Below are 26,265 nucleotides of genomic sequence, written 5' to 3'. Positions count from 1 at the left end.
CGCCGGCTTAGCTCAGTTGGTAGAGCAACCGCCTTGTAAGCGGTAGGTCATCTGTTCGAGTCAGATAGCCGGCACCATCGTTTTCCCAGGTCGAGACCACTTTTCGAGCACTTTTGCACGGATTCCGTGAAGGCTTACTCACGGGTTACCGGCGGTTGCGCCTGGGACCTTCACCCGGATTGAACCTTGACCCGTATCGCGCTAACCTGCCAGCCACGCTGCCGGAGCGCCTCTTCAAGGCGCGGCTGCAGCTGACGCAGCTTCGCTGCGGCTGCCCCGTTCGGGGCCAACAGGGACCAACCCTGCTCATCGACCGGCCCGGGTTTGACGTGGGCGGCGAGGGCGGGTGGCAAGAGAGGGCGGACCACCGCGAAGCGTTCATTGGATTCGCGCATCAGATCCTGGAGCCGCTTCAGTCCGGCATGCCGGCTGAGCGCCTCATGGATGGCGAGAGTGCGGTCCGCGCGTTGCGTCATGGCAGGAGTGTATGGATGCAGATCATGATCACACACGGACGGCTGGCAAGAACCCGCGTCTTGCAACTCGGCCCGTGGCAAATGGCACTGCTGCTCTTCGTTCTGGCCGGCCTGATGCTAGCGCTCTCCGGCGCGATCTACCACTTCATTTTCCTGAAGGCCGCCCGCGACGGCTGGCCCGTGGTCAGCTCGCTGGTCAAGCTGGTGGTCAAGGACGAGTTCGCGCAGCGCGACCGCTTCATGCGCGAGAACCTCGATGCCATGGCCCAGCGCGTTGGCGAGATGCAGGCCAAGCTGATCCATCTGGAAGCGGTTGGCGATCGGGTCTCCGGTCTCGCCGGCCTGAAGCCCGAGGACCTTCGGCCTGAAGAACTGAAACCCGCGGCGCTCAAGGCGACCGACAAGCTGCCCGGCCAGGGCGGGCCCTTCGTGCCGAGCGACAAGCCGTCGCTGAGCGAGCTCAATCGGGCCATCGACCTGCTCGACGACGTCTCCGCGCAGCGCGCCGACGTCTTCACGATGATCGAGTCGCGCCTCTTCGAAGAGCAGATGAAGTCGCTGATGGTGCCCAACTCCAAGCCGGTGGACGGTCACACCAGCTCGGGCTTCGGCTTCCGCTCCGACCCGTTCTCCGGCCGCTCGGCGCTGCACACCGGGCTGGACTTCCCCGCCAACTCCGGCGCCCCGATCATGGCGGCTGCCGGCGGCGTCGTGGTGCGCTCCGAGTACCACCCCCAGTACGGCAACCTGATCGACCTCGACCACGGCAACGGCCTGGTGACCCGGTATGCGCATGCCTCCAAGCTGATCGCGGCGCAGGGTGATCTGGTCAAGCGCGGCCAGGTGATCGCCCAGGTGGGTTCGACCGGCCGGTCGACCGGTCCGCATCTGCACTTCGAGGTGCTGCTCAACGGCGTCCACCAGGACCCGGCCAAGTTCCTGGCCGGCGGCGGGCGCTCCTCCCACCGCGCCCCAGCCGCTCTCGCTGCGGCTTCGCCGCGCAGCCGAACCGTCGCAAGCGCCACTGGCGGCGCCTCTCCGGCGGCGCCCTGAGCGGCTCGCCGCCGACGTGTCGCGCGGCCTCGCAGGCCGCGCCCTGACCGGCCCCGAGCGCCGGAAGGGCGGCACAGGAGGGCTCTGCCCCCGGTGCTAAACTCCGACGCTTTTGGAGCAGCCGCACGTGTGGCAGCCGCCGGGCCCCGGGGCCTGGCTTGCAAAACCGCGCGCACGGCCTCACCTGCGCTGACTCTGACCGGACCCGAGCCGCATCTGGCGAGTTTCGCGGCGTGAGCCGCTCGCCGCGGCCGATGGCCGGTGCGCAGCGCGCTGCGGCCGTCCAGGCCGCTCTTTTCATCCAAGAACCAATCCGCATGTTGCCCAAGCTTCTCACCCAGATTTTCGGCAGTCGCAACGATCGCCTCCTCAAGCAATACCGGCGTGTGGTGGAGAAGATCAACGCCCTGGAGCCGCAATTCGAGAAGCTCAGCGATGACGAACTGCGCGGCAAGACCCAGGAGTTCCGCGGGCGTTGTGCCAAGGGTGAATCGCTGGACGGGCTGCTGCCCGAGGCCTTCGCGGTGGTGCGCGAGGGCAGCAAGCGCGTGCTGAAGATGCGCCACTTCGACGTCCAGCTGATCGGCGGCATGGCGCTGCACGACGGCAAGATCGCCGAAATGCGCACCGGCGAAGGCAAGACCTTGATGGCGACCTTGCCGGTCTACCTGAACGCGGTGTCCGGCCGCGGCGTGCACGTGGTGACGGTCAACGACTACCTGGCGCGCCGCGACGCCGAATGGATGGGCCGGCTCTACAACTTCCTGGGCCTGAGCGTGGGCGTCAACCTGCCCCAGATGCCGCGCGAGGACAAGCAGGCGGCTTATGCCGCCGACGTCACCTACGGCACCAACAACGAGTTCGGCTTCGACTACCTGCGCGACAACATGGTCTACGAGACCGGCGACCGGGTGCAGCGCGGCTTGAACTACGCCATCGTCGACGAGGTCGACTCGATCCTGATCGACGAGGCGCGCACGCCGCTGATCATCAGCGGTCAGGCCGAGGACCACACGGCGCTCTACCTGCAGATCAACAAGGTCGTGCCGCTGATGAAAAAGCAGATCGGCGAAGCCGATCCGCGCACCGGCGAGGGTGTCATCGAGCCGGGCGACTTCACCGTCGACGAGAAGACCCACCAGGTGTTCCTGACCGAGGCCGGCCACGAAAATGCCGAGCGCATCCTGGCGCAGGCGGGGCTGCTCGCCGAGGGCGCCAGCCTCTACGACCCGGCCAACATCACGCTGATGCACCATCTGTATGCGGCGCTGCGGGCCAACCACCTCTACCACCGCGACCAGAACTACGTGGTGCAGAACGGCGAGGTGGTCATCGTCGACGAGTTCACCGGCCGCCTGATGACCGGCCGGCGCTGGTCCGACGGCCTGCACCAGGCGGTCGAGGCCAAGGAAGGCGTGCAGATCCAGGCCGAGAACCAGACCCTGGCCTCGATCACCTTCCAGAACTACTTCCGCATGTACGGCAAGCTCGCCGGCATGACGGGCACGGCCGACACCGAGGCCTACGAATTCCAGGAGATCTACGGCCTGGAGACCGTGGTGATCCCGCCCAACCGGCCGATGCAGCGCAAGGACCAGCTCGACCTGGTCTACAAGACCGCACGCGAGAAGTACGATGCGGTCACCGCCGACATCCGCGACTGCTACGAGCGCGGCCAGCCGGTGCTGGTGGGCACCACCTCGATCGAGAACTCGGAGCTGATCTCCGGACTGCTCGACAAGGCCAAGCTGCCGCACCAGGTGCTCAACGCCAAGCAGCACGCCAAGGAGGCCGAGATCGTCGCCCAGGCCGGCCGTCCCAAGATGATCACGATCGCGACCAACATGGCCGGCCGCGGCACCGACATCGTGCTCGGCGGCAATGTCGAGAAGCAGATCCAGCTGATCGAGGCCGACGCCTCGATCACCGAGGCCGAGAAGCAGGCGCGTGCCCAGCAGCTCAAGGACGAGTGGCAGGGCCTGCACGAGCAGGTGAAATCGCTCGGCGGCCTGCGCATCATCGCGACCGAGCGCCATGAGTCGCGCCGCATCGACAACCAGCTGCGCGGCCGCTCGGGGCGCCAGGGTGACCCCGGCTCCTCGCGCTTCTACCTGTCGCTGGAAGACCCGCTGATGCGCATCTTCGCGGGCGACCGCGTGCGCGCCATCATGGACCGCCTGAAGATGCCCGAGGGCGAGGCCATCGAGGCCGGCATCGTGACCCGCTCCATCGAAAGCGCCCAACGCAAGGTGGAGGCGCGCAACTTCGACGTGCGCAAGCAGCTGCTCGAGTACGACGACGTCTCCAACGACCAGCGCAAGGTCATCTACCAGCAGCGCAACGACATCCTCGACGCGACCGAGCTGGCGGCCCAGATCGCCAGCCTGCGCGAAGGCGCGCTGACCGACGTGGTGCGCACCTTTGTGCCGGCCGAAAGCGTCGAGGAGCAGTGGGACCTGGCCGGCCTGGAGAAAACGCTGCGCGAGGAGTGGCAGATCGACCTGCCGCTCCAGGCCGAGGTCGAGAAGAGCTCGGCCATCACCGACGAAGACATTGTCGAGAAGGTCGTGAAGGCCGGCCACGAGCTCTACCAGCGCAAGGTCGAGCAGGTCGGCAAGGAGCAGTTCACGCAGTTCGAGCGCATGGTGCTGCTGCAGTCCATCGACTCGCACTGGCGCGAGCATCTGGCCGCGCTGGACTACCTGCGCCAGGGCATCCACCTGCGCGGCTACGCCCAGAAGAATCCCAAGCAGGAGTACAAGCGCGAGGCCTTCGAGCTGTTTGCCCAGCTGCTCGACGTCGTCAAGATGGAGGTCACCCGCGTGCTGCTGACCGTGAGCATCCGCTCCGAGCAGCAGATCGCGCAGGCGGCCGAGGACATCGAGGACCGCGCCGAAAGCATCTCCAACGTCACCTACACCCACCCCAACGACGACGGCAGCGTGGCCAGCGAGACCGACCCGGCCACCGCGCGCGACGCCGTGCCGCGTGTGGGCCGCAACGACCCCTGCCCCTGCGGCAGCGGCAAGAAGTACAAGCAGTGCCACGGGCGCCTCGCCTGAGGCCCGGGGTCTCCCGCTTGCGAGGGCTCCTTCGGGAGCCCTTTGTGTTGGGGCGCGCAGGCGGCTCCTACAATGTTTCGTTCTTCCTTTTACCGTCGAGCGCCTGACATGCCAGTGAACCTGTCCGTCCCTGATCCGCAGCAACTCCACCCCGTCGCCGGCGTCCGCCTGGGCATCGCGATGGCCGGCGTGCGCAAGGCCAACCGCAAGGACTTGACGGTGATCGTGCTCGACGAGGGCGCGCAGGTGGCTGGCGTGTTCACCCAGAATCGCTTCTGCGCGGCGCCGGTGCAGCTGGCGCGCAAGCACCTCGCCCTCGACGTGGGCACGCGGGCGCTGCTGATCAACACTGGCAACGCCAACGCTGGCACCGGCGAAGACGGCCTGGTGCGCGCCTTCTCGACCTGTGTCGCGCTGGCCCGCCACCTGGAGCTGGCGCCCGAGCAGGTGCTGCCCTTCTCGACCGGCGTGATCATGGAGCCGTTGCCCAACGACCGCATCGAGCAGGGTCTGCCGGTCGCGCTGGCCGACCTCAGGGCCGACCACTGGCACCAGGCGGCCGAGGCCATCATGACCACCGACACCCTGCCCAAGGCCGCGTCGCAGCGCGTCACTGTGGGCGGACGGCCGGTGGCGGTCACCGGCATCAGCAAGGGGGCCGGCATGATCCGGCCCAACATGGCAACGATGCTGGGTTTCATCGCGACGGATGCCGACGTCGAGCCGGCCGTGCTGCAGCAGCTGGTGCGCGAGGCGGCCGACCTGTCCTTCAACCGCATCACCATCGATGGCGACACCTCCACCAATGACTCGCTGGTGCTGATCGCCAGCGGCAAGGCCGGCAACCCGCGCATCACCGACCTCGGCTCGGCCGACGGGCAGACGCTGCGCCGGGCGGTGGTCGAGGTCGCGCAGCAGCTGGCGCAGGCCATCGTGCGCGACGGCGAAGGCGCGACCAAGTTCATCACCGTGCAGGTCGACGGCGGGCGCAGCCAGGACGAGTGCCGCCAGGTCGCCTACGCGATCGCTCACTCGCCGCTGGTGAAAACCGCGTTTTACGCGAGCGATCCCAACCTCGGCCGCATCCTCGCGGCGGTCGGTTATGCCGGCATCACCGATCTCGATCAGGCGGGCATCGATCTCTACCTCGACGACGTGCATGTGGCCCGCCAGGGCGGCCGCCATCCGGACTACCAGGAAGCCGATGGCCAGCGCGTGATGAAACAGAGCGAGATCACGGTGCGTGTGCTGCTGGGTCGGGGCCAGGCCAGCGCCACCGTCTGGACCTGCGACTTCTCGCACGACTACGTGAGCATCAACGCCGACTACCGCAGCTGAGCCGGCGCCACCGGACCGCACCGAAGCGGCGGGAGGGCAGGGCGCGCTTGCCGCGGCGTGTCGCTGCCCTGCGCCGCGGCGGTGGGTGGTTTCGTGTGGATACAACAGGACCGCGATGTGTTGGAGGCGGGCGTTGCCGGCAGAAGCCGTCCAGGATCGACCGGGACGCCAGCCCCGGACGTTTACCTCGGCGATCGGCCCTCCATCGGCGTGCTTCTTGTCGGGTTGCCTCGCGAGGGACCGCTTCCTAAGATGCACGCTCTTTGCGGCCGGGGCGGTTCCGCGGCTGCGCAGGAGGACGGGAGATGACGCCTGATACCCCCCCGACGATGACGGCCAGCGCCTCATGGCAGGCGCGCAGCCTGCGTCACGTGTGGCACCCTTGCACCCAGATGAAAAGGCTGGAGGCGGTCCCGCCACTGGCCATCGCGCGGGCCGCCGGTCCCTGGCTGTACGACCACGAAGGCCGGCGCTATTTCGACGCCGTCAGCTCCTGGTGGGTCAACCTCTTCGGCCACGCCGACGCACGCATCGGTGCCGCGCTCAAGGCCCAGCTCGACGAACTCGAACATGTGATGCTGGCCGGCTGCACCCACGCGCCTGCGGTGGAGCTGGCCGAGCGGCTGTCGGCGCGCACCGGCGGCGTGCTGGACCACGTCTTTTTCGCGAGCGACGGGGCCTCGGCGGTCGAGATCGCGCTGAAGATGAGCTTCCACAGCTGGCGCAACCAGGGCCGGGGGGACAAGCGCGAGTTCGTCTGCCTGCGCGGCGGCTACCACGGCGAGACGATAGGCGCGCTGGCCGTCACCGACGTGAAGGTCTTCCGCGACGCCTACGACCCCTTGCTGATGCGTGCTCACCTGGTGATGTCCCCCGAGGCCCGGCAGGCCGCGCCCGGCGAAACCGCGCAGGACGTGGCACGGCGGGCGGCGGCCGAGCTGGCGGCGCTGCTCGAGGCGCGCCACGAGCACATCGCGGCGCTCATCCTCGAGCCGCTGGTGCAATGCGCTGCCGGCATGCTGAGCTATGACCCGCTCTACCTGCGCGAGGCGCGGGCGCTGTGCGATCGCTACCAGGTGCACCTGATCGCCGACGAGATCGCCACGGGCTGCGGTCGCACCGGTACTTTTTTCGCCTTCGAGCAGTCGGCCCCGGACGGCAAGCAGCCGCTCTGGCCTGATCTGATGTGCCTGTCCAAAGGCATCACCGGCGGCTACCTGCCGCTGTCACTGGTGCTGGCACGGGATACGCTGTACCGGAGCTTCCTCGGCGACGACACGACGCGTGCCTTCCTGCACTCGCATTCCTACACCGGCAACCCGCTGGCCTGTCGCGCGGCGCTCGCGGTGCTGGACCGCTTCGACCGGGAGCCGGTGCTCGAGCGCAACCGCAAGGCCGCCGAGGTGCTCAGCGCCGCCTTGCGCGAACGCCTGCAGGACGACCCGCGCATCGAGGCCCAGCGCCAGCTCGGCATGATCTGGGCCTTCGATGTGTCGGAGTCGCTCGCGGGCGAGCGTTTTTCCGAACGCTTCCACCTGGCCGGCCGCGAACAGGGCCTGCTGATCCGGCCCATCGGCCGCACGGTCTACCTGATGCCGCCCTATGTGCTCGATGCCGACCTGGCCGCCTGGCTGGCCGAGCGCACCGTGTCGACACTGGACGCCGTCCTGCCGCTTTCGAAAGCCGCCCATGCTGCTTGAGCACCTGCAGCGCCAGCTGGCCGAGCGCGACGCCCAGTCGCTGCGCCGCCGCCGCCGCACCACCGAGACGCCTTGCGGGCGCGAGCAGCGGGTTCAAGGCCCGGACGGCACGAGCCGCCCCATGCTCGCTTTCTGCAGCAACGACTACCTGGGACTGGCGGGCCACCCCGCGCTCGCCACGGCCATCGCCGAGGGCGCGGCGCGCCACGGCGCCGGCAGCGGTGCCTCCCACCTCATCAGCGGCCACGGTCGGGCGCATGCCGAGCTGGAGGACCAGCTGGCCGACTGGATGGCGCCGCACCTGCCCGAGCCCCGGGCCTTGTTCTTCTGCACCGGCTACATGGCCAATCTCGCGGTGCTCACCGCGCTCGGCGACGCTCAGACCACGCTGTTCTGCGAGGCGCTCAACCATGCCTCGCTGATCGACGGTGCCCGGCTCGCGCGGGCCGAGGTGGTGAAGTACCCGCACTGCGACCTGGCGACGCTCGCCACGCAGCTGGCCGACTGCCGCAGCCCGCTCCGGCTGATCGTGACCGACGGCGTCTTCAGCATGGATGGCGACATCGCGCCGCTGCCCGAGCTGTTGGCCCTGGCCGAGCGCCACGACGCCTGGATCGTCGTGGACGATGCCCACGGCTTCGGCGTGCTGGGCGAGCGCGGCCGTGGCTGCCTCTCGCACTTCGGTCTGCGCAGCGAACGGCTGATCTACATGGGCACCCTGGGCAAGGCGGCCGGCATCGCCGGCGCCTTCGTCGCCGCGCATCGCACGGTGATCGACTGGCTGGTGCAGAGCGCGCGCACCTACATCTACACCACGGCTGCGCCGCCCGCGGTGGCGCACGCGTTATCGACCAGCCTGCGGCTGATCGAGGGAGAGGAGGGCGAGCAGCGTCGCCGGCACCTGCAGGCGCTCATCGCCTTGCTGCGCCGGCGCCTCGGCGGCGCCCTGGCCGGGCACCGCTGGCGGCTCGCGGAGTCCTTGACCGCGATCCAGCCGCTCATTGTCGGCAGCAACGAGGACGCACTGGCCCTGTCGGCCCGGCTGGAAGCACAGGGCCTGTGGGTGCCGGCGATCCGTCCGCCCACGGTGCCGGCGGGCACCGCGCGCCTGCGCATCACGCTGAGCGCCGACCACCGGCGGGAAGACGTCGACCGCCTGGTCGAGGTGCTGGTGCAGGCCGCCGAGGAGCTGGCATGAGCAGCCGGCTGAGGGGCTGCTTCGTCACCGGCACCGACACCGAGGTCGGCAAGACGCTGGCCAGCGCCGCGCTGTTGCAGGCGCTCGCTGTGCGTGGGCTGCGCAGTGCCGGGTACAAGCCGGTGGCGGCCGGTGTCGCCTTGCGCGAGGGCCGCGAGCTCAACGAGGACGTCGAGGCGCTGCGCGCGGCGAGCAGCGTCGCGCTCGAGCCTTCCGAGGTCTGTGCCTGCCTGCTGCGCGAGCCCTGTGCCCCACACATCGCGGCGCGCCTGGAGGGGCGCAGCGTCTCGCGTGCCACCTTGCTGGATGGGGCGGCGCGCCTGGCGCGGCGCGCCGACTGGGTGGTGGTCGAAGGGGTCGGGGGCTTCTGCGTGCCCTTGGGCGAGGACTGGGGCGCCGACGACCTGGCGGTCGAGCTCGGCCTGCCGGTGGTGCTGGTGGTGGGGCTGCGGCTCGGCTGCCTCAACCATGCACTGCTGACGGCCCAGGCGGTGCAGGCGCGCGGCCTGCACCTGGCCGGCTGGGTGGGCAACCGCATCGATCCCCGCTTCGCCTGGCCCGAGGACAACTTGGCGACGCTGGAGCGGCTGCTACGGCAGCGCCACGGCGCGCCTTGCCTGGGCGTGCTGCCCTGGCTGGAGCCGCTGGACGTCGCGGCAGCCGCCGCACAACTTGACGTGACGCCGCTGCTGCAGGCCGCCGACGCGCGCTAGCGAGCGCCTCAGGCGCCGAAGCCCGCCAGCACCACCTTGCCGTGTACCCGGCCGCTCTCGACCAGCGCGTGCGCACGCCGCAGGTCGGTCGCGTTGACCGGGCCCAGCGTTTCGGACAGCGTGCTGCGCAGGCGGCCGGCTTCCATCAGCGCCGCTGCGACGACGGCGAAATCGCGCGGCGTTGGGCGGCGGAGGGGTTTGGGATCACCTACAAGAGCGAGCTCGACGCACGCGCCGACCTGGAGACTACTTTTCGATCGCCGTGACGGTGTAGGTGCCGCCAACCTTCTCGGCCTTGAAGCGCACCTTGTCGCCCACCTGCACCTTGTCGAGCAGGCCGGCTGGCTGGGCCTTGAACACCATGGACATGGGCGGCATGTCGAGGTTCTTGATCTCGCCGTGCTTGATCGTGATCTTGCCGCTGTCCTTGTCGATCTTGCGAACCTCGCCCTCGGTCATCTGTGCCATCGAGGTGCCGGCCGCCAGGGCCGCCGCGGCGGCCAGGAACATCTTCATCTTCGTCTTCACACGTTCTCCTTCAGATCCCTCAACGTTTCAGCGGTAGCTCCGGTAGACCGAGGCCTGTCCCTGCCGGCTGACGAGCAGCACATCGTAGGCGTCGTGCCGGCCCTCGACCTCCATGCCGGGCGAGCCCACCGGCATGCCGGGCACGGCGAGACCCAGGGCCGCCGGCTTTTCCTTCAGCAGCCGGTGGATCTCGCTGGCCGGCACGTGACCTTCGATCACGTAAGCTGCCACCCGTGCCGTGTGGCAGGAGCCGTAGCGGTCCGGCATGCCAAGTTTTTCACGGTAGTCCGCCGGTCCCTCGACGTTGCGGACCTTCACATCGAAACCGTTGTCGCGCAGATGTTTCACCCAGCCTTCGCAGCAGCCGCAGCTTTCCGACTTCCAGACCTCGATGTGGGGACGGGAGCCGGTGGCGAGGGCGGGCAGGGCCGCCGCAGCGGCCAGGGCCAGGGAGGTATGGAGAAAGCGGCGTCTGGCGGCAGTGAACATCGGGAATCCTAGGTGGGTAGTGGGCTTGGAGCCGGTTCGTGACGAGATGTTCCCTCGGCCTCGCATCCAAGCCGGCGCGCGCTGCCGCACTCTACCGTCCGAACGGGACAGCAAGTTCCTCCAGCACCAGATCGCGCCTTCAAGTCGACCCTAAAATCCGACACTGTTTTTCCGTCCATCCTCACCCGCCACACGGAGTGCACCCCTCATGAGCACCGAGCCCCCCGCTGCCGCCCCGTCCACCGAAGCCGACCTCGCGCACATCTCGCCGCGAGACAAGGCCGAGATCCTGGCGCAGGCGCTGCCCTACATCCGCAAGTTCCACGGCAAGACCATCGTCATCAAGTACGGCGGCAACGCGATGACCGACCCGGGCCTGCAGCAGGATTTCGCCGAGGACGTCGTGCTGCTGAAGCTGGTCGGCATGAACCCGGTGGTCGTGCACGGCGGCGGTCCGCAGATCGACGAGGCGCTGGCCAAGGTCGGCAAGAAGGGCACCTTCATCCAGGGCATGCGTGTCACCGACGCAGAGACCATGGAAGTGGTCGAGTGGGTGCTGGCGGGCCAGGTGCAGCAGGACCTCGTCGGCCTCATCAATGTCGCCGGCGGCAAGGCGGTGGGCCTGACCGGGCGCGACGGCGGGCTGATCCGCGCGCGCAAGCTGAAGATGCTCGACAAGGACGACCCGTCCAAGGAGCACGACGTCGGCCAGGTCGGCCAGATCGAGACCATCGACCCCTCGGTGGTCAAGGCACTGCAGGACGACCAGTTCATCCCGGTGATCTCGCCCTTGGGCTTCGGCGAAAACAACGAGAACTACAACATCAACGCCGATGTCGTGGCCGGCAAGCTGGCCGAGGTGCTCAAGGCCGAGAAGCTGGTCCTGCTCACCAACACGCCGGGCGTGCTCGACAAGACCGGCAAGCTGCTGACCGACCTGTCGGCGCGCGAGATCGACGAGCTGTTCGCCGACGGCACCATCTCGGGCGGCATGCTGCCGAAGATCGCCTCTTCGCTCGACGCGGCCAAGAGCGGTGTGAATTCCGTGCACATCATCGACGGTCGTGTGCCGCATTCCATGCTGCTGGAGATCCTGACCGAGCAGGCTTATGGCACGATGATCCGCTCGCACTGAGCAGGGCTTTTCCACCTACCAACGGCCGCTTCGAGCGGCCGTTTTCACGATGCCGAGTCAACAACGCGCACCGGTCTGGCTGTTCGACCTGGACAACACGCTGCACGACGCCTCGCATGCCGCCTTCGGCATGATCGACCTGTCGATGAACGAGTACATCGCGCGCGAACTGAGCGTGAGCCCGGAGCAGGCCGACGTCCTGCGGCGCGACTATTGGCGCCGCTACGGCGCAACCTTGCTGGGGCTGGTGCGGCACCACCAGGTGCGCGCCGCCCACTTCCTGCACCACACCCACCTGCTGCCCGGCCTGGAAGAGCGCCTGCGCTGCCATGCGCACGACCGTGCCGCCCTGCGGCGGCTGCCGGGGCGCAAGTACGTGCTGACCAACGCCCCCGAGGCCTATGCCTTGCGCGTGCTGAAGGCGCTGGGGCTGGACGGCTGCTTCGACGCTGTGCTCTGTATAGAGCACATGTGCATGTTCGGGCAGTTCCGGCCCAAGCCCGATGCCCGCATGCTGCGCCACGTGCTGGCGCGCCTGAAGGTCCCGGCGCACCGTTGTTTTTTGGTTGAAGATACCCTCGCACATCAGAAATCTGCACGCCGATTGGGCATGTCGACAGTGTGGATGCAGCGATACATGCGTAGCAATTCACACGGACCTGAAGTAGGTGTTTACGTGCGACGCCGTCCGACATATGTGCATGCGAGAATCGGCTCGCTACAGAAGTTACGCGAGCTGTGATGTCAGATACCAATTTCCCCATTGATGTGGCGGCTTCCACTTCGGACCAGCCTGCCGAGGACTCGTCGATCGAAACGGCGGCGCGCAAGCGCCCGAAGCCGGGTGAGCGGCGCATTCAGATCCTGCAGACCCTGGCGTCCATGCTGGAACAGCCGGGCGGCGAACGCGTGACGACGGCGGCCCTGGCGGCGCGGCTCGACGTCAGCGAAGCGGCGCTCTACCGGCACTTCGCCAGCAAGGCCCAGATGTTTGAAGGCCTGATCGACTTCATCGAGCAGAGCGTCTTCACCCTCGTGAACCAGATCGCCGAGCGCGAGCCACAGGGCAGCGGCCAGGCTCAGAAGATCGCGGCCGTCGTGCTGCAGTTCGGCGAGCGCAACCCGGGCATGACGCGCGTGATGGTCGGCGACGCGCTGGTGTTCGAGAACGAGCGCCTGCTGGTCCGCATGAACCAGTTCTTCGACCGCATCGAATCGCAGCTGCGCCAGAGCCTGCGCAGCGCGGCCGAGGCCGGCGGCTCGGTGTCCCCCACCGTGGACGCCACCGCCCAGGCCTCCGCGCTGACCAGCTTTATCGTCGGCCGGCTCCATCGTTACGCCCGTTCGGGCTTCAAGCGCTCCCCCAGCGAACACCTCGAGGCCAGCCTGAAGGTGTTCGTCGCGGGTTGACCCGCCGGCCGTGCTGACGACCGACTTCGGCGGCGCAAGCCTGGTCCTGCTGCCGGAGAAGGCCGTCTTTCTGCCGGCCGATCACACGCTGCTGATCGCCGATGCTCACATCGGCAAGGCGGTGTCCTTTCGCCGCTGGGGTGTGCCGGTGCCGCGAGGCACCACGGCCGAGACCCTGGGGCTGCTGACCGCCCTGGTGGAGCGCACCGGCGCCCGCCGGGTCGTGTTTCTGGGCGACTTCCTGCATTCCGAACGTTCGCATGCGCCGGGCACGCTGGCAGCGCTGGCCGCCTGGCGTGCCGCGCACCGGTCGCTGGAACTCGTGCTGGTGCGCGGCAACCACGATGAGCGTGCCGGCGATCCCCCCGCAGGGCTGGACATGCAATGCGTCGACGAGCCCTGGCGGCTCGGGCCGCTGGCGCTGTGTCACCACCCGCAGGCGGTGCCGGGGGCCTGGAGCCTGGCCGGCCACCTGCATCCCTGCATCGCCCTGAGCGGCCGCGCGCTGGACCGCCTCCGGCTGCCCTGCTTCTGGTTCTCGGGCGCCACGGGCGTGCTGCCGGCTTTCGGCAGTTTCACCGGCATGCAGCACATCCGCCCGCAGCCCGGCGACCGCCTGTTCGTGAGCACCGGAGACCGGGTGTTCGAAGTGCCACGAGCCTGAGGCGCCGGGCGCTAGCGCCGGCCGGGCTGCCCGCTACACTGCCGCTCGGCTCTGTCATTTCCTTTCCTGCCACGATGACTGAATCCCTGGACGCCCTGATCTCCCGCGCCGAGCGCCTGCTGGCCCGCCTGGAAGCGGTGCTGCCCCATCCTGCCGCCGCACCGGACTGGTCGGCCTCGACCGCCTTCCGTTACCGCCGCCGCGGGGCTGGTGCCGCGATTGAGCCGGTGCGCCACGTCGCGGGCATCCGGCTGTCGGAGCTGAAGGAGGTGGACGGCCAGAAGGAGCGCCTGGTGCGCAACACGGCCCAGTTCGTTGCCGGCCACGCGGCCAACAACGCCCTGCTGACCGGGGCGCGCGGCACCGGTAAGTCTTCGCTGATCAAGGCGTGCCTGAACGAATACGCGGCGCAGGGCCTGCGGCTGATCGAGGTGGACAAGGCGGACCTGGTCGACCTGCCCGACATCGTCGACCTGGTCGCCGAGCGGTCGGAGCGGTTCATCGTCTTCTGCGACGACCTCAGCTTCGACGAGGGCGAGCCCGGCTACAAGGCCCTCAAGTCCATCCTCGACGGCTCGGTGTCGGCCGCTTCGGCCAACGTGCTGGTGTATGCGACCTCCAACCGCCGCCACCTGCTGCCCGAGTACATGAAGGAGAACCTCAGCTACCAGCACACCGAGGACGGCGAGGTGCATCCCGGCGAGGTGGTCGAGGAGAAGATTTCGCTGTCCGAACGTTTCGGGCTGTGGATCAGCTTTTATCCCTTCAGTCAGCCGGAATACCTGGCGATCGTCGCCCAGTGGCTGCGCAGCTTTGGCGTCGGCGAGGCCGAGATCGAGGCCGCGCGGCAGGAATCGCTGGTGTGGGCGCTGGAACGCGGCTCGCGCTCGGGCCGCGTCGCGCACCAGTTCGCGCGCGACTTCGCCGGGCGGCGGCAGGGCGGTAAGGCATGAGCGCGCAGCAGCGGGCCGCTCGGGAGCCGGTCGATGTGGCGGTCGGCGTGCTGGTCGATGCCGAGGGCCGTTTCCTGCTGACCTCGCGCCCTGAAGGCAAGGTGTACGCCGGCTACTGGGAATTCCCGGGCGGCAAGCTCGAAGCCGGCGAGAGCGTCGAGCAGGCGCTGCGCCGCGAGCTGCACGAGGAACTGGGCATCACGATAGGCGCCGCCCATCCGTGGAAGATGGAGATGTTCGACTACCCGCATGCACTCGTGCGGCTGCACTTCTGCAAGGTCTACGAGTGGAGCGGAGCCTTCGAGATGCGCGAACAGCAGGCGATGGCCTGGCAGTCCCTGCCCGTGCAGGTGCAGCCGGTGCTACCCGGGACCATCCCGGTGCTGCGCTGGTTCGCCGAGGAACGCGGCTTCGAGGGGCTCACCCACGCGGGCTGAGCCGGCCTCAATGCGGCGGCGTGTCGGTGTCGTCGAGTGACTCGCGCGGGTCGGGCCGGTCCTCGACACGGTAGGTCTCGCTGGCCCAGGCGCCGAAATCGAGGTTTTTGCAGCGCTCGCTGCAGAAGGGTCGCCAGGGGTTCTCGGGGGCGAACAGACTCGCCCCGCCACAGGCGGGACAACGCACGGTGCGGGGCTGAGGGGCGGGCGGGTTCTTCTGCTCGATCATCTCAGCACAGGGCCAGCTCGAAGCCGGCGTCTTCGATGGCGGGCCGCAGCCGGCCCTCGGCATCCTGGCGCATCAGCCGGATCGACACCATCAGGCGGTGGCCGCTGATCTCGGGGATGATGCCCAGCTGCGGATCGAGGCGAACCCGCAGCAGCTGAAAGGTGCGGCCCGCCGGCAAGCTCTGCTGGTACTGCCCCTGCTGCGCCATCACCTTGTGCGGCATGCCGGAGTCGCGCAGCAGCGACAGCAGCAGCTTGAGCGGCTCGGCCAGCGGCATCAAGGTGGCGATCCACTGTTGCAGGTCGGCCTGGCGACGTGCAGCCGGCAGCTGCTGCCAGGCGTAGTAGGCCGGCAGGTCGAACTCGCAGGTGCCCCCGGGAATGCTGATGCGGCTGCGTATGCTCATCAGCCATTCATTGGTGGTCAGCGCCTGGCCGGCCTTGCCGGGCAGTTGGTTGAGCCCGTTGAAGGCGTGGTCGATGCGGCCGATCACGTCGTCGAGCACCCGCTCCGAAATCGAAGGATTGCCCCGGAAGCCGTTGAGCTGGGCCTTTTGGCGTTCGAGTTCCTTCAACAGGTCGGACTTCAGGTCGGCCCGCGAGGCGACGTCGATGATCTCGAACATCGTGGCGATGGCGAAATGATGATCCACCGCTGCTTCGCGGGGCATCAGCTGGGCGAGGCGGTCGAACAGATGCTCGAGCCGCAGCATCGTGCGGATGCTCTCGTTGAAGGGGTATTCGTACAGTGTCAAGGCAGATTCCTCGGCCCGCAGGCGCCGGGCCGTCGGTGGCGAAGCTTTGCGGCATTGTTTCACAGGCTTTTGCCCGCGGCCACGCCTTGGAGAGACACCGTAACAGCCGCGAGCGTCTTGTCACCCGGATCAGAGCAGCGGCTCGCTCGTGTCAGCCGCCGTGCCAGCCGGCCCAGAGCGCTTCGACCTCGGTGCCGAGCTGGGCAATCGACAGGCCGTCGTTGTGGATCACCGCGTCGGCCGCCGCCAGGCGTTGCTCGCGCGAGGCCTGCTGCGCAATGATGCGCTCGACCTCGGCCGGCGGCAGGCCGGAGCGACGCACCACCCGTTCGACCTGGGCGGCCGGGCTGCAGTCCACCACCAGGATGGCGTCGACCAGGGCTCGCCAGCGGCCCGACTCGACCAGCAGCGGCACGTCGAAGACGATCATCTGGCCCTCGGCGGCGAGCGCTGCCTGGCGCACCGTTTCCTGCCCGATCAGCGGATGAAGGAGCTGTTCCAGCCGTCGTTTGGCGCCAGGGTCGCGGAAGGCCAGTTCTCGCATGCTGGCGCGATCCAGTGCTCCGGTGACGTCGATGAAGGCGTCGCCAAAGGTCTCGCGCAACGCAGGAATCGCCGCACCGCCGGCCGCGCTCAAGCCGCGCGAGATCGCGTCCGTGTCGACCACCAGGGCGCCCAGCCCGGCCAGCAGGCCGGCGACCGTGCTCTTGCCGCTGCCGATGCCGCCGGTGAGGCCGAGACGTGCGGGCGCGGGCATGGCGGAGCCAGGCGGGGACGGGTCAGTACCAGCCCAGCCAGCTGGCCACGCTGTCCGGTCCCATCAGGAACACCGCGACGCCGCCGCTCGCGAGGAAGGGGCCGAAAGGCACGTAACGGCCCTCCCGCAGCGCGCCGCTGAACTTCATGCCGAGACCGACCACGGTGCCGGCCACCGAGGCGAGGATCAGTACCGGCAGCAGCATGGACGCGCCCAGCCAGGCGCCGATGGCTGCCAGCAGCTTGAAGTCGCCGAAGCCCATGCCTTCCTTGCCGGTGGTGAGCTTGAACAGCCAGTAGACCGCCCACAGCGAGAGGTAGCCGGCCACGGCGCCCCACAGCGCCGTGCTCAAGGGCTGGCTCCAGCCCAGCGCCGCTGCCACCAGCCCGGCCCACAGCAGCGGCAGCGTCAGGTCGTCCGGTAGCAGGGTGGTGTCCCAGTCGATGAAGGTCAGCGCCACCAGCGCCGCCAGCACGCCGCACCAGAGTGCTGCCTGCGGTTGGGGGCCGAGCTTCCAGCCCGCGGCGGCGAACAGGGCCCCGGTCAACAGCTCCACCAGGGGGTAGCGCAGCGGAATGCGGGTCTTGCAGCCCGCGCAGCGCCCCTTCAGCAGCAGCCAGCTGAGCACCGGGATGTTCTCGTACCAGTGGATCGTATGGCCGCAGTGGGGGCAGCGCGAGCGCGGCCGTGCCAGATTGAAGGGCGAGCCCTCATCTTCCTCGAGCTGTTGGCCCAGCATCTCGGCGCTGTCGCGTCGCCACTGGCGCTCCAGCATCACCGGAAGGCGGTAGATCACCACGTTCAGGAAGCTGCCGACGCACAGGCCGAGCACACCCAGCACGGCCGGTGAGAGCCACCAGCTCAGGACTTCAGGATTCATGGACGGTACGGAAGGCTGCGGCGGCGTTCGTTCAGACCACCTGGCCGAGCTTGAAGATCGGCAGGTACATGGAGACCACGATACCGCCGATGATGGTGCCGAGCACCACGATGATGATCGGCTCCATCAGGCTGCTCAGCCCCTTGACGGCCTCATCGACCTCGGCCTCGTAGAACTCGGCGGCCTTGTTGAGCATGTGGTCGATCGACCCCGATTCCTCGCCGATGGAGCACATCTGAAGCACCATGATGGGGAAGATGCCGGTCGATTGCATCGACATCGTCAGGCTGGAGCCGGTCGAGACGTCTTTCTGGATTTTTTCGGTGGCTTCGGCAAATACCGCGTTGCCCGAGGCGCCGCCGACGGAGTCCAGGGCTTCGACCAGCGGCACGCCCGCCGAGAACATCGTGGCCAGGGTGCGTGTCCAGCGAGCCACCGCCGATTTGTAGACCAGGGAACCGAAGACGGGAACGCGCAGCAGCAGCCGGTCCATCGTCTTCTGCATCTTTTCAGAGCGTTTCCAGGATTCGAAGAAGAAATAGGTGCCGCCGATCAGCGTGCCGAAAATCAGCCACCAGTACGAGACGAAAAATTCGGACATCGCGATGACCATGAGCGTCGGCGCCGGCAGGTCGGCACCGAAGGACGTGAACACTTCCTTGAAGGCCGGAATCACGAAGATCATGATCACCGCGACGACAATAAAGGCCACCACCAGGACGGCGACCGGATAGATCAAGGCCGACTTGATCTTCGCCTTGATGGCGAGGGTCTTCTCTTGATACAGCGCGAGCCGGTCGAGCAGCGTTTCGAGAATACCGGCGGCTTCGCCGGCTTCCACCAGGTTGCAGTACAGCGCGTCGAAATAGAGCGGGTGTTTGCGGAAGGCCGAGGACAGGCTGGTGCCGGTTTCGACATCGTTGCGGATGTCGTTCAGCAGCTTGGTCAGCCTCGCGTTGGAACTGCCGCGGCCCACGATGTCGAAGGATTGCAGCAGCGGCACGCCGGCGCGCATCATCGTTGCGAGCTGGCGGGTGAAAATGGCGATGTCCTTGTGCTTGATCGACCTGCCGCCCGCGGTGCGGCGTTTTTTCACCTTGGTGATCAGCACGCCCTGACGGCGCAGGCTCGCGCTGACCATGGCTTCCCCGCCGGCGCGCATTTCACCGCGCACGGGCTTGCCGTTGCGGTCCTTGCCTTCCCACTCGAATACGAAATCCTGAACTTTTTTCGCCGCAGCAGCCGTTGCCATAGTGCCTCCGGGGCTCACCACCCCCACCTTGTCGTGTCTATTCGTTCGTGACCGAGATCACTTCTTCCAGCGTGGTCACGCCCAAGCGGACTTTGTGCAACCCGGCTTGCCGGAGGTCTCTCACACCTTCTTTTTCTGCCTGGGCCGCGATGTCCATTGCGCTGCCATCGGACAGAATGATGCGCTGAATCTCCTCGGAGATCGGCATCACTTGGTAAAGACCTACACGACCTTTATACCCATTGTTGCAATTCGCGCAGCCCACGGCGCGATACGGTTTCCAGCCGCCGTCCAGCTCTGTGTCCTTGAATCCCGCTCGTAGCAGGGCTTCGCGCGGGTAGACCGCGGGCGCTTTGCAGCTCTCGCAAAGACGGCGTGCCAGACGTTGAGCCGTGATCAATATCACGCTCGAGGCGATATTGAAGGGTGCCACCCCCATGTTGCGCAAACGCGTCAAAGTCGTCGGCGCGTCGTTGGTGTGCAGGGTCGACATCACCATGTGGCCGGTCTGTGCGGCCTTGATGGCGATGTCGGCCGTCTCCAGGTCACGAATTTCGCCGACCATGATCACGTCCGGATCCTGGCGCAGGAAGGCCTTGAGCGCGGTTGAGAAATTCAGGCCGGCCTTGTCGTTGACATTCACCTGGTTGATGCCGGGCAGATTGATTTCGGCCGGGTCTTCGACGGTCGAGATGTTCACGCCCGGCTTGTTCAGCAGGTTCAGGCAGGTATAGAGCGAGACGGTCTTGCCGCTGCCGGTCGGACCGGTGACCAGCACCATGCCGTAGGGTCGCTCGATGGCCTTGAGCAGCCGTTCTTTCTCTTCCTTTTCGTACCCCAGCGCCTCGATGCCCAGTTTGGCGCTGGACGGATCGAGGATACGGATCACGATCTTCTCGCCGAACAGGGTCGGCAAGGTGCTGACGCGGAAATCGATGGCGCGGTTGCCGAACTTCAGCTTCATGCGGCCGTCCTGCGGGACGCGCTTCTCGGCGATGTCCAACCGAGAGATGACCTTGATGCGCGAGGCGAGCTTTTCCTTGATGGCGATCGGCGGCTGCGTGATCTCGCGCAGCTCGCCGTCGACCCGGAAGCGCACCCGGTAGTTCTGTTCGTAAGGTTCGAAGTGCAGGTCCGAGGCGCGCAGGTTGATCGCGTCGATCAGCATCTTTTGAAGGAAACGCACCACCGGTGCGTCCTCGACATCGGTGGTGACTTCCTGCGATTCCTGGGGCGTCGTTTCTTCGTCGGTGACGTCGAACTCGAACTCGCCGCCGACGATGTTTTCCAGGGCTTCGGCGGCCGAGGTGCCGGTGCTCTCGAGCAGTTTCTGCAGCTTGTCGTGCTCGACCACCACCCACTCGGGGGTCAGCTGCGTCGCGAACTTGATGCGCTCCAGTGCTTCCTGGTTGGTCGGGTCGGCGCCCGCGACGAACAGGCGGCTGCCGCGCTTGCCCAGCACTGCGACCTGGTACTGGGCGGCGAGCTTGGGCTCGATGACGTTCTTCGGCAGGCGCGGAACGTCGACCGCGGACAGATCGATCAGCGGCAGCGAAAACGCCGTCGACAGGGCGTGGGCGAGGTCGCTGGCGGACACGGCGCCGGCCGAGATGACGGCGGCGATGAAGCTGATCTGCTTGTCCTTGGCGAGCTTGGCGAGGTCCTCTGCCGTCTTCGCGTTGAGCTTGCCCGCGTTCACGAGCACGCGCGCAACGCCGGACAGAGTCAGGTTCGGGGCCTCAGCCAATGTGTCCATGGATAGGGAAATCTCAGCGCAAGCCGAGCAAAAGTGCTCGAAAGAGGCCTCCTGGGAGCGCCAAAAGCCGGCGAATCATCGCTGATCCGACGTGCACTGTAAACCGACCGGGGGGAAGACGACCGTGCAATAAACCGCAGCTTCGCGGTGAATCGTTGAGGTCTGAATGATGTTGATCTGCGACGCAGATCAGAAGTCTGGTCGGGGTGAGAGGATTCGAACCTCCGGCCTCTACGTCCCGAACGTAGCGCTCTACCAGGCTAAGCTACACCCCGTGTGTGAACCCGCATCGCGGTCAGGATCAGCTCATGACCCGTCGGCGTTGCGTCGCTCGTGATGGGTCAAGAAGACCTGTCGATCGAGCGAACACATAATTCTAGCAGAGCTTCGCGATAAGGTGAAAGGGGTATCGCATCCAATGAGGCGCGGGCCCGGTCGGCCTCGCGTCGTGCGGCCTCTCGCGTGCCTTCCAGCGCCCCTGTTTCGGCGACGATGCGGATGATCTCCGGCAGCCGCTCGACCTCGCCCTGCTGGATGGCCCCACGGATGAAGTCGCGTTGTGCCGGGGTGCCCTGTTGCATCGCCAGCAGCAGCGGCAGCGTGGGTTTGCCCTCGCGCAGGTCGTCGCCGACGTTTTTGCCCAGCTCGGCCGTGCTGCCCTGGTAGTCGAGCAGGTCGTCGATCAGCTGGAAGGCGGTGCCCAGGCTGCGGCCGTAGTCGGCACAGGCATCCTCGAGCTCGCGCGGCGCATCGGCCAGCACGGCACCCAGGCGGGCGCTGGCCTCGAACAGCTTGGCGGTTTTGTAGCGGATGACCTTCAGATAGGCAGGAATGTCGATGTCCGGGTCGTGCATGTTCATCAACTGCAGGACCTCGCCCTCGGCAATGATGTTGGTGGCCTCCGCCAGCACGTCGAGTACCCGCATGCGGTTCACCGACACCATCATCTGGAAGGCGCGCGAGTAGAGGAAGTCGCCCACCAGCACGCTGGGCGCATTGCCGAACAACGCGTTGGCCGTGTCGCGGCCGCGCCGCAGCGCCGACTCGTCCACCACATCGTCGTGCAGCAGGGTCGCGGTGTGGATGAACTCCACCACGGCCGCCAATTCGAAGCGCTCGCGCCCGGCAAAGCCGAGGGCATTGGCGAACAGCAGCACCAGCATCGGGCGGATGCGCTTGCCGCCCGCGCTGATGATGTAGTCGGAGATCTGGTTGATCAGCACCACCTCGGACGCCAGGCGCTGGCGTATCACCTTGTCGACTTCGCCCATCTCGTCGGCGACGAGCGACAGGGCATGGCGGGACGGGGCGGCGGCGGAGGGGGAGGCGACTGACACGCGAAACCTTGAAGCAGAGTGGGCAAATTATAGGGAGCGTGCACCCTGCCGCCGTGCATCGGCGCCGGCTGTCCGCGCGATGGCCGCCGTCTGCCCGGCGCGATGATATCCGCCCCGGTGCTCATCCTTGTCCGTGCTACAATCGCCGGCTCGGCCAAAAGGCCGGGTTGCGGCTATGCCTTGGCGCATCGCCGCGATATCGTAAGGGGTGCCGGCCCTCAGGCCGGCGCACAGTGTAGGGGCCTTCGGGCCCATGAAGGGGCTGATATGTACGCGGTCATAAAAACCGGCGGCAAACAATATAAGGTTGCTGCAGGCGAAAAGATCAAGGTAGAACAGATTGCTGCGGAAGTTGGCCAAGAGATCGTGATCGACCAGGTCCTCGCCGTGGGTAACGGCGCTGAGCTGAAGGTCGGCACGCCCTTGGTGGCTGGCGCGAGTGTGAAGGCCACGGTCGTGGCCCATGGCAAGCACGACAAGGTTCGCATCTTCAAGATGCGCCGCCGCAAGCACTACCAGAAGCATCAAGGTCATCGCCAGACCTACACCGAGCTGGTCATCGGCGCGCTGAGCGTCTGATCCGCCGGCCACAGTTCAAGGAGCTCATTCCATGGCACAGAAAAAAGGCGGCGGTTCCACCCGGAACGGCCGCGACTCCCAACCAAAGATGCTCGGCGTGAAGGTGTTCGGCGGTCAGGTCATCCCGGCCGGTTCGATCATCGTGCGCCAGCGCGGCACCCGCTTCCATGCGGGCACCAACGTGGCTACCGGTCGCGACCACACGCTGTTCGCCCTGGTGGACGGCGAGGTCTCCTTCTCGGTGAAGGGCCCGCTCAACCGCAAGGTGGTCAGCGTCACGCCGGTCTGACCGTCGCCCGCTGCGAATTTCGAAGCCCCGGCGTGCCGGGGCTTTGTCGTTTGAGAGCGGCGCACGGGCGCCGCCCTGCCTGAAGTACCATCGGCAGGTTCCCCGATAGACCGGCACCGGAGGGCGCGTGAACAAGAGCGGCCTGATACTCATCCTCGTCGGCCTCCTGCTGCTGGCCCGCAACTTCGGCTGGTTGAGCAGCGAATGGCTGGCGCTGTGGTGGCCGGCTCTGCTGGTGGTGCTCGGCGTCTGGCTCCTCGTGAGCCCGGCTCGGGGTGCTGCCAGCAGACGTACGAGCCGCCCGAAGTCGGACACACAACCATGAAATTTGTAGACGAGGCTTATATCGACGTCGCGGCCGGCAACGGCGGCAGCGGCTGCATAAGCTTTCGGCGCGAGAAGTTCATCCCCTTCGGCGGCCCCAACGGGGGCGACGGCGGGCGCGGTGGACATGTCTTCGTTGTCGCCGATCCCAATCTCAACACCCTGATCGACTTCCGTTATGCGCGCCGCCACGAGGCGCGCAACGGCGAGCAGGGGCGGGGCTCCGACCAGTTCGGCGCCGCCGCCGAGGACATCGTGCTGCGCATGCCGGTGGGCACCATCATCAGCGATGCCGACACCGGCGAGGTGATCACCGAGCTGCTGGTGCCGGACGAGAAGGTGATGATCGCCAAGGGCGGCGACGGCGGCTTCGGTAACCTGCACTACAAGTCCAGCACCAACCGGGCGCCGCGCCAGAAGACACCAGGCTGGCCCGGCGAGCAGCGCCGTCTGAAGCTGGAACTGCGGGTGCTCGCCGATGTCGGCCTGCTCGGCATGCCCAATGCCGGCAAGTCCACCCTGATCGCGGCGATTTCGAATGCGCGACCGAAAATCGCCGACTATCCCTTCACCACCTTGCACCCCAACCTGGGTGTCGTGCGGGTGGGGCCCGAGCAGAGTTTTGTGGTCGCCGACATCCCCGGCCTGATCGAAGGCGCGGCGGAGGGGGCTGGGCTCGGCCACCAGTTCCTGCGTCACCTGCAGCGCACGCGGGTGCTGCTGCACCTGGTCGACATCGCGCCTTTCGACGAAGGCGTGGATCCGGTCGCCCAGGCCAAGGCCATCGTCGAGGAGCTCCGCAAGTACGACCAGGCCTTGTACGAAAAGCCGCGCTGGCTGGTGCTCAACAAGCTGGACATGGTGCCGGCCGAGGAGCGTGAAAAACGCGTCAAGGACTTCGTCAAGCGCTTGAAGTGGAAGGGCCCGGTGCACCAGATCTCGGCGCTCACCCGGGAGGGTTGCGAAGATCTGATCCGCGCGGTGTACCAGCACGTCGCTGCGGAGCGCCGGCCTCCGGTCGAGGTGCCTGACGTTCGTTTTGTCGCGCCCGCCGAGGAGGCGGTGCCGCCGCCGCCGCCGTCCGACGATCCCCGCTTTCGTTGACCGCATCCGCCCGCTGGGCAGCCTTACTTCTCCGGACTTCTTCTTCTCAGCATGAGTGACGTGCTCAAGAACGCGCGACGTATCGTCGTCAAGGTCGGCTCCAGCCTGGTGACCAACGAGGGTCGGGGTGTCGATGCCGAGGCGATCGGCCACTGGTGCCGCCAGCTGGCCGCGCTCGGTGCCCAGGGCCGCGAGGTCGTGATGGTCTCCAGCGGCGCCATCGCCGAGGGCATGAAACGCCTGGGCTGGGCCGCGCGGCCGAAGGAGCTGCACGAACTGCAGGCGGCCGCCGCAGTCGGGCAGATGGGTTTGGCCCACATCTACGAGACCAAGCTGCGCGAGCAGGGTGTGGGCAGTGCCCAGGTGCTGCTGACACATGCCGACTTGGCCGACCGCGAGCGTTATCTGAATGCGCGATCGACCCTGCTCACGCTGCTGAGGCTGCGTGTGGTGCCGGTGATCAACGAGAACGACACGGTCGTCACCGACGAGATCAAGTTCGGCGACAACGACACCCTGGGGGCCCTGGTCGCCAACCTGGTCGAGGCCGACGCGCTGGTCATCCTGACGGACCAGAAGGGCCTCTATTCGGCCGATCCCCGCAAGGATCCCCAGGCGCGTTTCATCCACGAGGCCGAGGCCGGCACACCCGAGCTGGAGCGCATGGCCGGCGGGGCCGGCTCCAGCATCGGCAAGGGCGGCATGATCACGAAGATCCTCGCCGCCAAGCGGGCGGCAGGCAGCGGCGCGTCCACCGTGATCGCCTGGGGCCGCGAGCCCGATGTGCTGCTGCGCCTGGCGGCGGGTGAAGCGATCGGCACCTTGTTGCACGCCAAGACCGCCAAGCTCGCCGCGCGCAAGCAGTGGATGGCCGACCACCTGCAACTGCGCGGAGGCGTGGTGGTCGACGAGGGCGCCGTGAAGAAGCTGCGCGAGGAAGGCAAGAGCCTGCTGCCCATCGGCATGGTAGAGGTCAGCGGCGAGTTCGCACGCGGCGACGTCATTGCCGTGCGTGCGCCCTCGGGCCTCGAAGTGGCGCGCGGCTTGGCCAACTACTCCAGCAGCGAGGCACGCCTGATTGCGCGCAAGCCGTCCAGCGAGTTCGAGCGCCTGCTCGGCTTCACCGGCGAGCCGGAGATGATCCACCGGGACAACCTGGTGCTCACCTGAACGAGGGCCGGCCCCGCGCGCAACGGCGCGCCGGGCCGCTGTCAGGCCTCCGGATCCAGCTCGCCTGACGGTTCTTCGGCCCCGACCGCCTGAGCGGCGCCGCGCTCGCTGCGCGGTTCGTCCCGCTGGTGCGGCCGCATGCCGCCACGCAGGTAGCGGTTGTGGTGGTTGGCGCGCGGCAGGAAGCGGGCCAGTTCCGTCAGCGCCATCTGGTAGACGTCGCGCTTGAACTCGATCACGACGTCCAGCGGCACCCAGTATTCGTTCCAGCGCCAGGCGTCGAATTCGGGGTGGTCGGTCGCGCGCAGGTTCATGTCGCAGTCGCGGCCGGTCAGCTGCAGCAGGAACCAGATCTGTTTCTGGCCCCGGTAGTGGCCGCGTGCGTCGCGCCGGATATAGTGCTCGGGCACCTCGTAGCGCAGCCAGTCTCGGGTCCGGGCCAGGATGCGCACATGTTCGGGCAGCAACCCGACTTCCTCGTGCAGCTCACGGTACATCGCCTGCTCGGGGCTCTCGCCGTGTTTGATGCCCCCCTGGGGAAACTGCCACGAGTGCGTGCGGATGCGCTTGCCCCAGAAAACCTGATTCCTCTGGTTGAGCAGGATGATGCCGACGTTGGGCCGAAAGCCTTCCCTGTCGAGCATAATCAAACCTCAATTTTGTCAACTGAAACCATTA

Annotated in this window: 29 protein-coding genes and 2 tRNA genes; 18 read left to right on the top strand and 13 right to left on the bottom strand. The window is 67.3% G+C overall.

All coding sequences use genetic code 11. The features are described 5' to 3' along the window. Position 1 precedes the first annotated feature (1 nt). A tRNA-Thr gene (locus OOT46_RS04885) sits at positions 2-77 on the top strand. A gap of 93 nt (positions 78-170) precedes the next feature. Here the strand turns inward: OOT46_RS04885 and OOT46_RS04880 are convergent. Continuing rightward, complete coding sequence (locus OOT46_RS04880) at positions 171-476, bottom strand: DciA family protein (protein WP_265402464.1); 306 nt, start codon at positions 474-476, stop codon at positions 171-173. A gap of 15 nt (positions 477-491) precedes the next feature. Here OOT46_RS04880 and OOT46_RS04875 point away from each other — a divergent pair, with 15 nt between their 5' ends. The 6 genes from OOT46_RS04875 to bioD all read left to right on the top strand — a co-directional run bounded on the left by OOT46_RS04875 (position 492) and on the right by bioD (position 9,540). Continuing rightward, positions 492-1,529, top strand: a complete 1,038-nt coding sequence (locus tag OOT46_RS04875) for a M23 family metallopeptidase (protein WP_265402463.1) — start codon at positions 492-494, stop codon at positions 1,527-1,529. A 317-nt stretch (positions 1,530-1,846) separates the two neighbouring features. Further along, positions 1,847-4,591 (top strand): preprotein translocase subunit SecA, encoded by a 2,745-nt coding sequence (gene secA / locus OOT46_RS04870; protein ID WP_265402462.1) that lies wholly within the window; start codon positions 1,847-1,849, stop codon positions 4,589-4,591. A 108-nt stretch (positions 4,592-4,699) separates the two neighbouring features. Beyond that, the gene (gene argJ / locus OOT46_RS04865) at positions 4,700-5,929 is read left to right on the top strand and encodes a bifunctional glutamate N-acetyltransferase/amino-acid acetyltransferase ArgJ (RefSeq protein WP_265402461.1); all 1,230 of its coding nucleotides are present in this window, start codon (positions 4,700-4,702) and stop codon (positions 5,927-5,929) included. A 305-nt stretch (positions 5,930-6,234) separates the two neighbouring features. Beyond that, positions 6,235-7,629, top strand: coding sequence for an adenosylmethionine--8-amino-7-oxononanoate transaminase (gene bioA, locus OOT46_RS04860; protein ID WP_265402460.1), 1,395 nt, complete (start codon positions 6,235-6,237; stop codon positions 7,627-7,629). After that, complete coding sequence (gene bioF / locus OOT46_RS04855; RefSeq protein WP_265402459.1) at positions 7,619-8,827, top strand: 8-amino-7-oxononanoate synthase; 1,209 nt, start codon at positions 7,619-7,621, stop codon at positions 8,825-8,827. The genes bioA and bioF overlap by 11 nt, the downstream gene beginning before the upstream one ends. After that, the gene (gene bioD, locus OOT46_RS04850) at positions 8,824-9,540 is read left to right on the top strand and encodes a dethiobiotin synthase (RefSeq protein WP_265402458.1); all 717 of its coding nucleotides are present in this window, start codon (positions 8,824-8,826) and stop codon (positions 9,538-9,540) included. Before bioF ends, bioD begins: the two co-directional genes overlap by 4 nt. Before the next feature lie 8 nt (positions 9,541-9,548). Here bioD and OOT46_RS04845 read toward each other — a convergent pair whose 3' ends face one another. From OOT46_RS04845 to OOT46_RS04835, 3 genes are all read right to left on the bottom strand, one after another. Further along, positions 9,549-9,686 (bottom strand): zinc-binding dehydrogenase, encoded by a 138-nt coding sequence (locus tag OOT46_RS04845; protein WP_322114230.1) that lies wholly within the window; start codon positions 9,684-9,686, stop codon positions 9,549-9,551. Between the two features lie 100 nt (positions 9,687-9,786). Then, a complete protein-coding gene (locus tag OOT46_RS04840) occupies positions 9,787-10,068 on the bottom strand; it encodes a copper-binding protein (RefSeq protein WP_416136151.1) in 282 nt (93 codons plus the stop codon). A gap of 27 nt (positions 10,069-10,095) precedes the next feature. Continuing rightward, the gene (locus OOT46_RS04835) at positions 10,096-10,557 is read right to left on the bottom strand and encodes a DUF411 domain-containing protein (RefSeq protein WP_265402457.1); all 462 of its coding nucleotides are present in this window, start codon (positions 10,555-10,557) and stop codon (positions 10,096-10,098) included. Between the two features lie 208 nt (positions 10,558-10,765). Between OOT46_RS04835 and argB the strand changes: the two genes are divergently transcribed. The 6 genes from argB to OOT46_RS04805 all read left to right on the top strand — a co-directional run bounded on the left by argB (position 10,766) and on the right by OOT46_RS04805 (position 15,156). Further along, positions 10,766-11,692 (top strand): acetylglutamate kinase, encoded by a 927-nt coding sequence (argB, locus tag OOT46_RS04830; protein WP_265402456.1) that lies wholly within the window; start codon positions 10,766-10,768, stop codon positions 11,690-11,692. A 49-nt stretch (positions 11,693-11,741) separates the two neighbouring features. Continuing rightward, positions 11,742-12,434, top strand: a complete 693-nt coding sequence (locus tag OOT46_RS04825) for a pyrimidine 5'-nucleotidase (RefSeq protein ID WP_265402455.1) — start codon at positions 11,742-11,744, stop codon at positions 12,432-12,434. Then, positions 12,434-13,102 (top strand): nucleoid occlusion factor SlmA, encoded by a 669-nt coding sequence (gene slmA / locus OOT46_RS04820; RefSeq protein ID WP_265402454.1) that lies wholly within the window; start codon positions 12,434-12,436, stop codon positions 13,100-13,102. The genes OOT46_RS04825 and slmA overlap by 1 nt, the downstream gene beginning before the upstream one ends. Before the next feature lie 10 nt (positions 13,103-13,112). Then, positions 13,113-13,766: a ligase-associated DNA damage response endonuclease PdeM gene (pdeM, locus tag OOT46_RS04815; RefSeq protein ID WP_265402453.1), complete on the top strand. Its 654-nt coding sequence runs from the start codon at positions 13,113-13,115 to the stop codon at positions 13,764-13,766. A gap of 74 nt (positions 13,767-13,840) precedes the next feature. Further along, entirely contained in the window at positions 13,841-14,719 is an 879-nt protein-coding gene (locus tag OOT46_RS04810; RefSeq protein WP_265402452.1) for an ATP-binding protein, read from the top strand. Then, on the top strand, positions 14,716-15,156 hold the full coding sequence (locus tag OOT46_RS04805) for an NUDIX domain-containing protein (RefSeq protein ID WP_265402451.1): 441 nt from the start codon (positions 14,716-14,718) through the stop codon (positions 15,154-15,156). Before OOT46_RS04810 ends, OOT46_RS04805 begins: the two co-directional genes overlap by 4 nt. Positions 15,157-15,163: 7 nt before the next feature. Here OOT46_RS04805 and OOT46_RS04800 read toward each other — a convergent pair whose 3' ends face one another. The 8 genes from OOT46_RS04800 to ispB all read right to left on the bottom strand — a co-directional run bounded on the left by OOT46_RS04800 (position 15,164) and on the right by ispB (position 22,121). After that, entirely contained in the window at positions 15,164-15,385 is a 222-nt protein-coding gene (locus OOT46_RS04800) for a DNA gyrase inhibitor YacG (RefSeq protein ID WP_265402450.1), read from the bottom strand. A gap of 1 nt (position 15,386) precedes the next feature. Continuing rightward, positions 15,387-16,139, bottom strand: coding sequence for a cell division protein ZapD (zapD, locus tag OOT46_RS04795; RefSeq protein WP_265402449.1), 753 nt, complete (start codon positions 16,137-16,139; stop codon positions 15,387-15,389). Positions 16,140-16,290: 151 nt separating this feature from the next. Beyond that, on the bottom strand, positions 16,291-16,896 hold the full coding sequence (coaE, locus tag OOT46_RS04790) for a dephospho-CoA kinase (protein ID WP_265402448.1): 606 nt from the start codon (positions 16,894-16,896) through the stop codon (positions 16,291-16,293). Positions 16,897-16,918: 22 nt separating this feature from the next. Beyond that, positions 16,919-17,776 carry a prepilin peptidase gene (locus tag OOT46_RS04785; RefSeq protein WP_265402447.1) on the bottom strand — a complete coding sequence of 286 codons (858 nt, stop codon included), beginning with the start codon at positions 17,774-17,776 and terminating at the stop codon, positions 16,919-16,921. 31 nt (positions 17,777-17,807) lie between these two features. After that, on the bottom strand, positions 17,808-19,028 hold the full coding sequence (locus OOT46_RS04780; RefSeq protein WP_265402446.1) for a type II secretion system F family protein: 1,221 nt from the start codon (positions 19,026-19,028) through the stop codon (positions 17,808-17,810). A 37-nt stretch (positions 19,029-19,065) separates the two neighbouring features. Beyond that, on the bottom strand, positions 19,066-20,784 hold the full coding sequence (pilB, locus tag OOT46_RS04775) for a type IV-A pilus assembly ATPase PilB (RefSeq protein ID WP_265402445.1): 1,719 nt from the start codon (positions 20,782-20,784) through the stop codon (positions 19,066-19,068). A gap of 198 nt (positions 20,785-20,982) precedes the next feature. Beyond that, a tRNA-Pro gene (locus OOT46_RS04770) sits at positions 20,983-21,059 on the bottom strand. 66 nt (positions 21,060-21,125) lie between these two features. Beyond that, positions 21,126-22,121 carry an octaprenyl diphosphate synthase gene (gene ispB, locus OOT46_RS04765; protein ID WP_265402444.1) on the bottom strand — a complete coding sequence of 332 codons (996 nt, stop codon included), beginning with the start codon at positions 22,119-22,121 and terminating at the stop codon, positions 21,126-21,128. Between the two features lie 267 nt (positions 22,122-22,388). Here ispB and rplU point away from each other — a divergent pair, with 267 nt between their 5' ends. The 5 genes from rplU to proB all read left to right on the top strand — a co-directional run bounded on the left by rplU (position 22,389) and on the right by proB (position 25,587). Then, a complete protein-coding gene (gene rplU / locus OOT46_RS04760; protein WP_265402443.1) occupies positions 22,389-22,700 on the top strand; it encodes a 50S ribosomal protein L21 in 312 nt (103 codons plus the stop codon). Positions 22,701-22,731: 31 nt separating this feature from the next. After that, complete coding sequence (gene rpmA, locus OOT46_RS04755) at positions 22,732-22,989, top strand: 50S ribosomal protein L27 (protein WP_265402442.1); 258 nt, start codon at positions 22,732-22,734, stop codon at positions 22,987-22,989. Between the two features lie 127 nt (positions 22,990-23,116). Next, on the top strand, positions 23,117-23,314 hold the full coding sequence (locus OOT46_RS04750; RefSeq protein WP_265402441.1) for a LiaI-LiaF-like domain-containing protein: 198 nt from the start codon (positions 23,117-23,119) through the stop codon (positions 23,312-23,314). After that, complete coding sequence (cgtA, locus tag OOT46_RS04745) at positions 23,311-24,417, top strand: Obg family GTPase CgtA (RefSeq protein ID WP_265402440.1); 1,107 nt, start codon at positions 23,311-23,313, stop codon at positions 24,415-24,417. The genes OOT46_RS04750 and cgtA overlap by 4 nt, the downstream gene beginning before the upstream one ends. Positions 24,418-24,468: 51 nt before the next feature. After that, positions 24,469-25,587, top strand: a complete 1,119-nt coding sequence (gene proB, locus OOT46_RS04740) for a glutamate 5-kinase (RefSeq protein ID WP_265402439.1) — start codon at positions 24,469-24,471, stop codon at positions 25,585-25,587. A gap of 41 nt (positions 25,588-25,628) precedes the next feature. Here proB and OOT46_RS04735 read toward each other — a convergent pair whose 3' ends face one another. Further along, entirely contained in the window at positions 25,629-26,231 is a 603-nt protein-coding gene (locus OOT46_RS04735; RefSeq protein WP_265402438.1) for an RNA pyrophosphohydrolase, read from the bottom strand. Positions 26,232-26,265: the final 34 nt, after the last annotated feature.

It is taken from the genome of Aquabacterium sp. A7-Y (assembly GCF_026153205.1).
Lineage (GTDB): Bacteria > Pseudomonadota > Gammaproteobacteria > Burkholderiales > Burkholderiaceae_C > Caldimonas.
This window is presented reverse-complemented; position numbering and strand designations above follow the sequence as displayed.